The organism is Streptomyces sp. NPDC007205 (genome assembly GCF_040634095.1).
In the GTDB taxonomy this organism is placed as follows: domain Bacteria; phylum Actinomycetota; class Actinomycetes; order Streptomycetales; family Streptomycetaceae; genus Streptomyces.
On the sequence record NZ_JBEYEW010000077.1, the window covers coordinates 1 to 10,835 of the forward strand.

Below are 10,835 nucleotides of genomic sequence, written 5' to 3' on the forward strand. Positions count from 1 at the left end.
CCCGGTACGACGGTGCAGCGGTATCCACGAACGGCCCCTCCCACAACGATCCCCACCAAGATCATCACACCCCCGCTCCTCAACTTGATAACACCGTCCCAGCGCTCCAAGAGTCGGGGGCCTTCGGGCCGCAGGTGGCTGCCGCCGCCGTGGAGTGGATGGTGCCGGTGTCAGTCGTCCACCGGCGGGCCGCGCCGCTTGTCATACGTGGCAAGTGGATCATCAGGATCGACCCGCGACTTGGGGGAGCAGCAGGGCGATGAGGCTGTCGGCTGCGAGGTAGGAACGGTCCGCGAGGACGTCCGGGCGTTGACGGGTGAGGGGCGATGACAGGGTGGGGAGAGCCGGGAGCGTGCACAGGACCGGCCAGCCGTGGCTGTCGGCTGTGGATGCGAGGGTGAGCAGCAGGGCGAAGGCGCCTTCGGCGGGGGCGCAGGATGGCGGCACGATATCGGTGGTCACGTTGGTGAGTTCGCGGCCTCCACTGCTGATTGCGATGAGGAAGGCCACGTCGATGGCTCCTGAGTCCAAGTAGAGGCCGGCAGTCCGGAGTGCCGCCAGTCCGGAATCCAGGCCGGCGTCAATGGTCATGGCGGGTCCGTGGAGGTCGAAGTAGTTGGCCACCCGGGCCGCGATGGTATTGGCGAGACTGCCCACGAGGGAATAGGTGTTGGGAACAGAGATGCTGTCGCGGATGTGGCGTTCGGCCTGGTCCCACAAGGCTGCGCTGCCGGGGCTTCCTGTTGGGGCGCGGAGGGCGGCGAGGTGACATTGGAGGGCGTTTCGGGCGTGGGTCCGGGTGGGGCCGCAGTGGGCGGCGAACACTCCCGTGGTGGCGTGAAGGTTGTGCAGGCCCGTACCCAGAGGTCCGCTCAGTGTCCGGTACAGGCGGAGCGAGCAGATCTGGGTGTGATCGGTGGCACGGAGGTCCGTCGGCGGGAGGAGGAACTCCGCCTTTCTGACGGGTGGGTAGTCGGGTTGATAGGTCAATGGAGGGGCGGGGGCCCGGTTTCGCAGCCAGTCCGGGAGGGTGTTCAGGGGCGGCTGGCCGGGCAGGTCGGCTCCCCAGGCCACGATCACGATGGATGAGTCCTTGAACTGTGGTCCGGCTTGGGAGTGCGAGGTTTTTTCGGCGGTGAGAAGCACGTGGACATTGGTCCCGCCGACACCGAAGCCGCTGACGGCGGCGACCTGTTCGTGTGATCGCGCAGGCCAAGGGGTGTGCTTTGTCGGTACGGTGATGCGGTTGCCGAGTGGCAGCGTGGGTGCCGGTTGGGTGTGATGGTGCTGGGCCGGAATGCAGTGGTGCTGGAGTCCGAGCAGGGCGTGGATGAGTGATGCCGGTCCCGCGGAGGCCGATCCGTGTCCGATCAGGTTCTTGTTTGAGGTGAGGTAGCGATGCCCGCAGGGGTAGGCATCGGCGAGCGCGGTGACCTCGCTGATGTCGCCTACGGGGGTGCCGCTGCCGTGGCCCACCACCCATCCGACGCTGCCGGGCTCCACATCGCCGGCCGCCAGCGCTCGCGTGATCGCGAGGCTCTGCCCCGCGGCGTTGGGGGCGTTCATGACTTTGCCGCGCCCGTCGTTGGAAATGCCGCTGCCGATCAGTACGCCGAGGATGCGGTCGCCGTCCTGCCGCGCACGGAGCAGGGGTTTGAGGGCGACCGCCGCAGCGCCGTCGGCAAAGAGGATTCCGTCCGCGGCATGATCGAAGGGCCGGATTTGGCCGTGTTGGCTCTGGCCGCCGGTGTAGGCCGACTGAGTGATTGCCAGAGGCGTCACGGCGTAGGTTCCTGCACAGATGGCAAGGGTGTGCTCCCCGTGCCAGAGTGAACGCATGCCTACGTCGACAGCCGTGAGTCCCGATGAGCATGCGGTGTCGATGACGAGGGTCTCGGTGGTGTCCGGCACGACGCCACGGGCAGCGTCGCCTGCGACATGCCAGGGCAGGTTCCGGCTGGTGGCGTTTCTTGTGTAGCCATCGGCCACGGGAAGCTGTGGATATCGGCGCCGCAATTCCTCTCGCGCCATCTGCATTTCGAGTTCCATGACTCCGATAGGCAGGACTGCGGCCGCCAGCAGCGTTCGTTCGCCGTCATGCAGGTGTACCCCGTGCAACGCCTGGCGGAGACTGTGCTGTAGCCAGCCTGTCGGTTCGGCGGCTGACGTGCCGGATTCTTCACAGGTGGGGAGGAGGGCGGGAAGGTAACCCGCTGCCCGCGCCCGTGAAGTGCCGGGCGCCTGCGATGCGGGGACGGTGAACTTCTCGGTGTCGAACCGGCCCCCGTGGTCGGAGGACGAGGGTGTCCCGTCGGTCAGCAACTGCCAGTACTCGGCAGGGGATGACGCGTGTGGGACGGCTATTCCCATGCCTACGACTGCAATCGGCTCCGGGGGCACTTTCCCTACCACCTTTCCGTGAAGGCTTCCCGGCCTGGTACGGGGTGGTGGCCGGGGCGGCGTTCCTAAATGGGGTTGACCCGGTACGCCGGGAAATAGCTGTCGATGCGGTTGGCTTCGAAGTCGGCGGCGAGCCGGGGTATGTCGTCGAAGTCGTAGACGTGCATGAATTCTTCTTCTGCGATCCAGCCTGTCTTCTCTGCGAAGTCACGGATGGCCGGTGTGTCCGGGAAGCGCCACGCGTGGGTGTGTACGTGGAGGTGGCGGAGCTGGCATTCGGAGGCCCGGGTCACCTTCAGGTTCATTCCTGTCTTCCAGCCGCAGGTGGAGATCACTCCCTGGCGGGCCAGTGCCCGCAGTGTGGTCTCGTAGGCCGGTCCGCCGAGGTTGTCCAGGATGATGGCGCAGCCCTGGGCGTCGCTGAGCGCCGAGATCTGCCGGAGGAACGTGCGGGCGCAGGCTCGTTGCCGCTTGTCTCCCCTGCTGTCGATGTCGGGGAACTCCCGCCGGTCGACGGGAGTGATTCCTTGTTTGGCGATGAGGTCGAGGCGGGCGCTGCTGCTGGCCGCCATGGCGGTCCGGAAGCCGCAGCGGCGCGCCAGGAGGAGCGCGGCCAATGCGACTCCGCCGCCCCATCCGAAGACCAGATGGTCGGCCGGGTCTTCGTCTGCCATCTGGCTGCTCCAGCAGGCGTGGGCGATTCTCCAGTTGTCCCAGGCGGTGAAGTAGCGGCCGTAGGACGCCCATTGGGCGAGTGAGAACCGGGTGTCCTTCGGCAGAGGCAGCAGCCGCTCGGCGGGGACGGTGACCCGTGTGGCCAGCATTCCATAGGTACCCGGTGCGTCGTAGGCGTGGACCAGTTCGGCGTATCCCCTGAGGTCGCTCTTGCCGAAGGGCATCAGCAGGCAGATCCGTCCCTCGGCGGGCGACCGGAGTGCGGCGGCGGGCCGCAGGACTCGTACGATCCCGCAGTTGCCCAGCAGGACGCGGTCTTCTCCGCGCTGGCGGCAGATGTCGACGGGAGAGCGGGCAATGGCATGCGACATGTTCGCTTCCCACCCTCCCAGCAGGGGTTCGACCAGCGCCTCGTGGCTTGCCGGGGCGGGCAGGTGCAGGGTTTCCCGGCGCAGCTCGCCGCCGGATCGCGTTGCGCCGGCCGGTCCGGCGTGTAGCACCCAGGCGTCGGTAGTGATCACGGCTGCTCCCTGCGCTGTCCGTTGGGGAAAGGTCGGACCACGGCGGTGAACTCTCCTTGTGCCAGCAGGACCGCATCTTGGTTGCGGTAGTGCATCTGGGCGTTGATCACGTCACCGATAGGCCCGGCGTTGCGCACGTCGGTGACAGTGACGGTGACCTCGATGTCGTCACCGGCGTGGGCGGGCGAAAGGAAGTCCATGGTGAAACGCCGTCCGAGGATGTCCAGGTCCGAGGTGAACATACTGACGGTGGAGGCGAGGTAGAGGCCGTGCACGACGGGCGGTTCGCCGTGATGTGCGGTCATGTGCCGTGGGTTCACGTCGCCGATCAGCTCGCCGAACATCCTGATCATGTGTGGTGACATTCGCCGCCGGACCGTGAAGGTCTGGTCTGGCCGCAGTCCGGATCGCATGTCGTTCTCCTCGGTGTCAGGTGTCCTGGCCCGGTTGGACGGGTGCAGCGCGGTGTGCCGGGGTACGGATGCGCATCAGCATCCGTCCGTTGGGGGCGAGCGCGGCCAGTGCATGACCGTCGGGCGTGGGGAAGTCCATGAATTCGAGCTTGCCGAACATCCGTATGAGTTCTGTGTCATTGCACGTGGTGAAGAGGTCCACGTGGGCTGTCGCTGCGCTGGGACAGGATGGGGCGGAGTGGGCGAGGGCATCGAGTGTGAGGAAGGGAAGCCGACAGGCGTCCATGTCGGTTCGCCAGCGGCGGACGGTGGCCCGGAGCACGGCGATGTCGTCGTCTGCGGGTAGTCCGAAGGCATCGGCCAGTGCCGGCAGGAGGCCGACGGGCTGGGTGGGGACGCCGGGTTTTGGGGTACGGGCGCGCGTCGGATCTTTCCGGCGTGCGGGCGGCAACCACACGGGAGAGGAGACGTTCTGGATGGCCACTGCGTAGTGGAGGCCCACCGTGGCCCACGCGCGGATCGTGACCACGAGGCGTCCTGGACCGCTGAGGGCGACGGCCGCCTCCACTTCGGTAGGGGGTGCTGGGGCTTCTGGCCGGGTCTCCAGGAGCGTCGCGGCGGTGAGGAACGGTTCGGTCGCGCTGGGGGCGGCTGCGCGGGCGGCGATTTCCAGCAGCAGTGCGTGGGGCAAGGCGAAGTGTCCGCCGTTGCGACAAGCGGCGAGCAGCGCCCGGTCGAGGTCGGTGAGGTGCAGTGTTCGTACAGTGACCGGTCCGGTGGGGGTACGTGTGCTGCTGCTCATGAGGTGCTGCCGTCGGTGGGCACCATGTGGGGCCAGCGCTGGGTGATCAGGTCGACTTCCCGGTCTCCGAGCCAGGTGATGACGGGGTGGTCTTGCCAAGGCCAGCTCATCTGCTGGAGGAAGCAGGCGATGCCCTCGGCGGTACTGATCGGCGTGAGGGTCTGCTGCTGGGTGTGCCGTGCCCGGGACTGGCGGGTGGCTTCCATGCCTACCTCGCCCCACAGCGGCCACTCGATGGTCAGTTCGCTGTGGGTGCCGGGACGTAGGGAGTGCTCGTAGCAGGCGGCAGCGGCGAGGAAGTCGCTGCAAGCGGTGTAGTCGGTCTCGCCGGGGAAGCCGATGGCTCCCACGAATGAACCGAAGTTGCACCACCGGTCAGGCTGTCGCCCTGCGAAGGCTTGTTTGAGGTGGTGGTAGCCGAGCAGTTTCAGGTCGCGTACCGCGCGGAACGTGGCCAGCGTTTTGTTGCCCAGTGCCGCCGCCCGCTTGATGCCGGCCGCATTGATCAGAAGACCGACGTCGGGTGTGCCTGCGTAGATGGTGTCGACGGCCGCCTCGACGGCGGACGCGTCGGTGATGTCGCAGGTGAGATAGCGGACGCGATCCGCTCCGCAGGCAGACCGCAGCGCGGTGATGGTGTCCTGTGTCGCAGCGGCCCGGCGCAGCCGGTCCAGGCGCTCACGCGCCTGGAGGACGGGAAGGCCCGGCTCGTTGCGGAGGATGTCGGCGAGCGTCCGGGGCGCGTAGGGGGAGGCGGCGTGCGCCAGGTGTGTGGTTCCCACTACCCAGATTCGTGGTCGGTGCTGCTCGGCTATCGTACGCAGGATCGCCGCGGTGATGCCCTGGCCGCCGCCGACCGCGACGATTGCGGAGCGGCTGGTGATCCCGTTCTGCCCTTGCGGATCTGCCGACGGCATCGGGGACAGCGTGTGTGTCTGCAGCCGCCCTTCGCGGGCTTGCAGGACGGGCGGCACCGGTGCGTGGGAGTCCTCGTGGCGCGGGTGGGGCAGGCCGGTTCGCCAGGTGTCCTCGTCGCACAGCAGGGCGTATACCTGGCACCCGGACAGTTCCCAGGCCAGGCTCTTGACGAGGCCGGTGAACAGGGCCCCATGCGGATGGGCTGCGCCGGGGACGGCGCGGTCAAGTACCAGGACGACGAAGGATCCTCCGTCCCGCAGGGTGTCGTAGTTCTCGGATGCCGCGAGGAAGGCCACGTCGTGCAGCAGTCGCAGGCTCTCGCTGGGAGGGGCAGGCCACCCGGAGGTCCGCAGGTCCACGACAACGCGGAGATGACGGACAGGGCCGTCCTTGGCCGCTGCGGCGGCCAACGACTCGGCATTCTCGGCCGGGTCGGTGACCACCAGTCGGCCGCGGCACGCATGCGCGGCGTCAGCGACGGCCGCTGCCCCGTCGGGGGTGGTCAGGACCACACACCCCTCAGGGGCCGCAAGCGGCGTATCGGCAGCGTCTACGGCGGCCGCCACCTGCCTCGTGAACGGACGGGTGCTCGTCGACATCACCGGCTCCCGTCTCGGGCCGGTACGGACTCGACTGTTACCCGTACGCCGGAGCTGTTTTCCTCGGGGACCACCGTGGTCTGATATTCAGGAGCGTGCAGAGCGGAGATGAGGGTAATGATGCCGTCGGCGGCCAGATAGGTGGCCCGGTCAGGTCGCCGGCAGCTCACCACCGCCCCGGTGTGCCCGGCGTGCGGGTCGTCGACTGTCGTGCGGATACGGCCGAGTATCGGCAGTTGCCGTTGGCGAGCGGTTGATTCAAGGGTCAGGGCCAGCAGGAACGCTCCCTCGGCGATCCGGTCGGCGTCCACACCCACCAGGCCGGCGAAATCGGGTCGGCTGTCGGCACTGACCGCAAGGAGCAGTGCCATCGCCAGTTCTCCGGTACGCAGGTAGCGCGAAGCGACATCGGCTGCGGCCAGCCCCGAGTCGAGCCCGGTGTCCAGATGGAGGGTCAGGCCATGCAGGTCGTAGCGGTTCGCCAGCCGGGCTGCCAGCACATTTGGCATCGTCCCGGCCAGTGTTGTCTGCGAGCTGGGGGGCGTACACGACTGCCGTTGGCCGAGCAGATCCTGCAGCGTTGCGGCATCCTCCCCCTCGAACACCGTGGTCAGGTCGGCCGCGTAACAGCGCAGTGCGTTGTCCATGGACAGGCGCACCGGGCCCTGCTGGACAGCCACCACACCTGTGGCGGCGCGAAGCGGTGCCCACAGCTCACCGTGCTCGGTGACGAACCGGTCCGCGACCCGCAGCGCCATCTGCTGGCCCCGGTCGATGGCCCGCAGCACCTTCGGGGGCAGTCGGCTCTCTGCGAAGGACAACGGTTCATAGGAGCCGAAGCGGAGGCTCACCCCCTTGCCGTCGGACAGCGTCCGCACAGCGTCCGCGGGACAAGGGTCTCCTGGAAGGTGCGCGGTCCAGGCGACGGCGACCACAGGGTCCGTCTCCGGCACCAGCGGCTGGCCGGTCGCGGCGGGCGGGTCCGCCGGGTCGCGCAGGATCAGATGGGAGTTGATCCCCCCGAACCCGAAGCTCGAGACGCCAACGGCCCGTGGCCGATTCCGCCGGCGGGGCAGCGCAACGGACCGCAGGGGGATCCGCACCCGGTGCAGGCCGGTTCCGTCAGAGTGGGCGAGGCCGTGCTGTGCCGGGATGCTGGCGTGGTGCATGGCCAGCAGCGCATGAACGACCGAGACCCCGCCCGCGTTCCATCCGCCATGACCGATCACGGACTTGTTGGACGTGCACACATAGCCGCCCGGCGGGGCCAGCTCCTCCAGCACGGCCAGTTCCACGGCATCACCGGCACGCGTTCCTGTTCCGTGAGCCAGCACCCAGGAAGTGTCGTCGGCAGTAACCGCGGCAGCGGCCCGTGCGCGCTCCAGGCACAACCGTTGCCCTGCCGGGTTGGGGGCGAAGATCGCTTTGCCTGCCCCGTCAGAGGAGGTGCCGAAGCCACCCAGCACGCCCCAGATCCGGTCACCATCGGCGATCGCCCGGTCCACATTCTTGAGGACCACCACCGATGCGGCATCGCTGAACAAGGTGCCGTCGGCGTCCTGGCCGAACACCCGGACTTCACCGGTGGGCGACAGCCCGCTCAGCTTGGAGAACAGCACGTTGAACCGGGGGCCGACGGTGAAGTAGCCCCCGCAACAGGCGATGGCAGCGTCCCCCGCCAGGATGCTCTTGGCACCCAGATCGATCGCATACAAAGTGGACGCACACGCGGCGTCCACAACACCGAACACATAGCCCTCAGGGAGCAGGCCCGTGGCGGCAGCGCGGGCCACCTGGGTCGGCAGTGCGTCGGGCGGGTGCGGCCCCACCATGCCGTAACGCCGGCGCAGCCGTTCCCTGATGCGCCCATAATGTTCGCGGCCGAGCCGCTCGGACATGCCCCGGGCCACGGCCTCTACCACGGTGGCCTCTTCGGTTTGCTGGCTGCCGGCGACCGATGCCCCGACAAAGAAGGCATAGGCATCCGTATCGCAGGCGGTGACGCCATCAAGGGCCTGGGCCAGACAATGCCGCAGCCACACTGTGCTGTGCGCATGGGCCGAGAGCCGCCCGTCCGCGATTTCCCGGGCCACCCGCGTATGCAGGCGAAGAGAGGCACCGGCACCGTCCCAGTAACCACTGACCCGCGCGTAACTGCGATCTGGCGTACGGGGGACGTCATCGTGGAACGCCGCCAGCCGGAACCTGCCTCCGGGCTCGGTGAACACCGGCTTTCCGGCGTTCAGGAGCTCCCAGAACTGGTCGAGATCACTGGCGCCCGGCACGGCGATGCCCATACCGACGACCGCCACCTGGCCCCTCACGCGGCGTCCTCCTCGTCGGCGAGTGTCCGCAACAGCTCGGCGACCGCTCGCAGCGTTGGGTATTCGGTGGCCGGGAGCTTCTCGACGAAGGAATGCATCCCGTACCGCTCCAGGACCCTCACGAGGGTCACCACCTGCGTCAGGGAGTCGATGCCGAGCTCCGCCTCGAAGTGCGCATCGTTGGTGACGACCTCTTCGGGATACTCCAGCTCCTCGGCGTACAGCGTGCGTAGCTCAGCCAACAGCTGCCCATCGTCAGGCGGCAGCGGCCGATTCGGCTCGTCGGTAGTCGGGACGACATCGGGGTGACGGTCACTCATCTTCCTGCCTCATCTCGCGGAGATGGTCCCTAAGCCCAGGCCACTGCGTGCGGTCCAGATAGGTGTGGTCGTTGATGATCTGGCCGTCCTTGAATGTCAGGATGGCGCAGCAGAATGTCTCCCACTGACGCGTGCCGCCGCCCCGCAGCACGCACTCCACCACCACCCTGTCATCCGCGGCGACGACATCCGTGAGATGGAGGCGCCTGGTGGAATCTGCGTCCAGAACTGCCTGTTCGATCTCGTGGAAGTGGGCCTTGTCCGTGATCTCCAGCAACCCCGGACACAAGACGTGGAACGATTCCGCGTAGCACTCATCGATCATCCGGTGCACATCCGTGTTGTACAGGTATGCCCAGCGCTGCACAGCGGCGCGGATCTCATCTGCTATTGCCCAGGTGGAACCCTCGGACATCGAAAACTCCTTACGTCAGGGGTGTTTGAGTTGAGGGCCGCCACGGCGGCTTCAGGACGTGTAGTTATTCTCGGATGAGTCAGCCGACTCCTGGTCGGCCGGAGGGGAACACATTGCCCAGTCTTCGAGAGGAATACGCAATGCGTTGATGGCGTGCGCGGTCATCCGGTAGTAGCCGACCAGCATCACCAGTTCAATGATCTGCCGCTCGTCGTGCTGCCGCGACAACATCCCCCAAGTGCCCTCGCTGATGCTGCCGGTACTGTGCAGTTCGTCAACGGCCGCGAGAACGGCAGACTCCTCAGGGCGCCACGCGAACTCGTCCGCCTCTGCTGTCACTGCGTCGATGTGCGCCTCGCTGAGACCGGCTTCACGTCCGGCCCGCACGTGGTGAACCTGCTCATACGGACACGCGTTGAGGTGCGCGGTGCGCAGTATTGCCAGCTCCCGGTGGTGTGCGGGCAATGTTCCGCGAAATAGCAACGTGGCGCCAAGGCCGAACCAGTGCCGGCACAAAGCGGGATGCCGTCCCAATGTCCTGACAACATTGAGTGGACCGACGAGCGATATCATCGCGGTGATCGCCGGGCCCCATTCCTGCTGCGGCAGAGGGGAAATGCGAGGCGTGTGCCGGCATGCCGGCGCCTTTTCCTCAACCGCCTGCGAAAGACCGGTCCCCCCGTCTGAATCGGGGTACCGAAGCGTTCCGGGGTCACATTCATCGCCGACCTCCAAGAGTTCGTCACCTGTCGTAGCGCCTATCCCCTCAAAGCGGGGAAACCTGTTCTGTGTGGACCGCCCCACAAGGGGAGGCCGACCGGATGTTCGTGCGTCGGCGCTCCTGGCTGCAACACCGCTGCCCTGTCCGGCTGTTGAACCCGGGCGGACATCGGGAAGCCAATTCCAATCTGTTTCTGCAGGGCGGAGGGTAGGCCGTGGCCCTCACGGGTCTGCACGCAGCCGCGAGCTTCCCCACCTGGGTGTCCTCACACGTACAGAGCATGATCGAATCGTGATCGCGAATCCCCCCATGATCCAAGGGGTTTTGAATTGACCTGCCGGGTATCTCCCAGTGGAGCGCAGCCACACCCGTCTGACCAGTGGCCGGGGGTGGCCGATGCCATGCACTTCATGCGGTCTTGTGCCCTTGTGAACGCCGTGGTGTCGCGCAAGCCCGAGCAGGTGCATGTGGCAACGGGCACTGTCACGTTAGCGAAGCCTCGTGAGATGATCTTTGAGTTGGTCATCCTGGGAGGGGCTGCTCGTGGATGCGCCGTACAAGGGGCACCGGTACCCGGAGCCTTTTCAACGGTGAGCCTCCAGGGTGAGGATGGCCTTTGTGGTTGACGTGAGGGGCCTTGACCCCTGATCTTGGACACACGAGACACTGGATCCTGAGGATCTGAGAACGGACATCTCGTGGTCATGAAGAACTATCCGCCACAGTT

General features: G+C 66.9%; 9 protein-coding genes and 1 pseudogene. All 10 read right to left on the reverse strand.

Features of this window, described 5'->3' with window-relative positions:
• Positions 1 to 222: 222 nt before the first annotated feature.
• Positions 223 to 2,049, reverse strand: coding sequence for a beta-ketoacyl synthase N-terminal-like domain-containing protein (locus ABZ624_RS40425; RefSeq protein WP_360100237.1), 1,827 nt, complete (start codon positions 2,047 to 2,049; stop codon positions 223 to 225).
• A 162-nt stretch (positions 2,050 to 2,211) separates the two neighbouring features.
• A pseudogene (locus ABZ624_RS40430) lies at positions 2,212 to 2,412 on the reverse strand (beta-ketoacyl synthase N-terminal-like domain-containing protein); the annotation flags it as partial.
• A 53-nt stretch (positions 2,413 to 2,465) separates the two neighbouring features.
• Positions 2,466 to 3,596, reverse strand: coding sequence for a zinc-binding dehydrogenase (locus tag ABZ624_RS40435; RefSeq protein WP_360100213.1), 1,131 nt, complete (start codon positions 3,594 to 3,596; stop codon positions 2,466 to 2,468).
• Positions 3,593 to 3,949 (reverse strand): hotdog domain-containing protein, encoded by a 357-nt coding sequence (locus ABZ624_RS40440; RefSeq protein WP_360100216.1) that lies wholly within the window; start codon positions 3,947 to 3,949, stop codon positions 3,593 to 3,595. Before ABZ624_RS40440 ends, ABZ624_RS40435 begins: the two co-directional genes overlap by 4 nt.
• Positions 3,950 to 4,025: 76 nt before the next feature.
• Complete coding sequence (locus ABZ624_RS40445; RefSeq protein ID WP_360100219.1) at positions 4,026 to 4,811, reverse strand: hypothetical protein; 786 nt, start codon at positions 4,809 to 4,811, stop codon at positions 4,026 to 4,028.
• Positions 4,808 to 6,328, reverse strand: a complete 1,521-nt coding sequence (locus tag ABZ624_RS40450) for an SDR family NAD(P)-dependent oxidoreductase (protein WP_360100222.1) — start codon at positions 6,326 to 6,328, stop codon at positions 4,808 to 4,810. The genes ABZ624_RS40445 and ABZ624_RS40450 overlap by 4 nt, the downstream gene beginning before the upstream one ends.
• Entirely contained in the window at positions 6,328 to 8,652 is a 2,325-nt protein-coding gene (locus ABZ624_RS40455) for a beta-ketoacyl synthase N-terminal-like domain-containing protein (RefSeq protein ID WP_360100225.1), read from the reverse strand. Before ABZ624_RS40455 ends, ABZ624_RS40450 begins: the two co-directional genes overlap by 1 nt.
• Positions 8,649 to 8,972, reverse strand: a complete 324-nt coding sequence (locus ABZ624_RS40460) for an acyl carrier protein (RefSeq protein WP_360100228.1) — start codon at positions 8,970 to 8,972, stop codon at positions 8,649 to 8,651. Before ABZ624_RS40460 ends, ABZ624_RS40455 begins: the two co-directional genes overlap by 4 nt.
• Positions 8,965 to 9,387: a nuclear transport factor 2 family protein gene (locus ABZ624_RS40465; protein WP_360100231.1), complete on the reverse strand. Its 423-nt coding sequence runs from the start codon at positions 9,385 to 9,387 to the stop codon at positions 8,965 to 8,967. Before ABZ624_RS40465 ends, ABZ624_RS40460 begins: the two co-directional genes overlap by 8 nt.
• Before the next feature lie 51 nt (positions 9,388 to 9,438).
• Positions 9,439 to 10,122, reverse strand: coding sequence for a carboxymuconolactone decarboxylase family protein (locus tag ABZ624_RS40470; protein WP_360100234.1), 684 nt, complete (start codon positions 10,120 to 10,122; stop codon positions 9,439 to 9,441).
• Positions 10,123 to 10,835 lie beyond the last annotated feature (713 nt).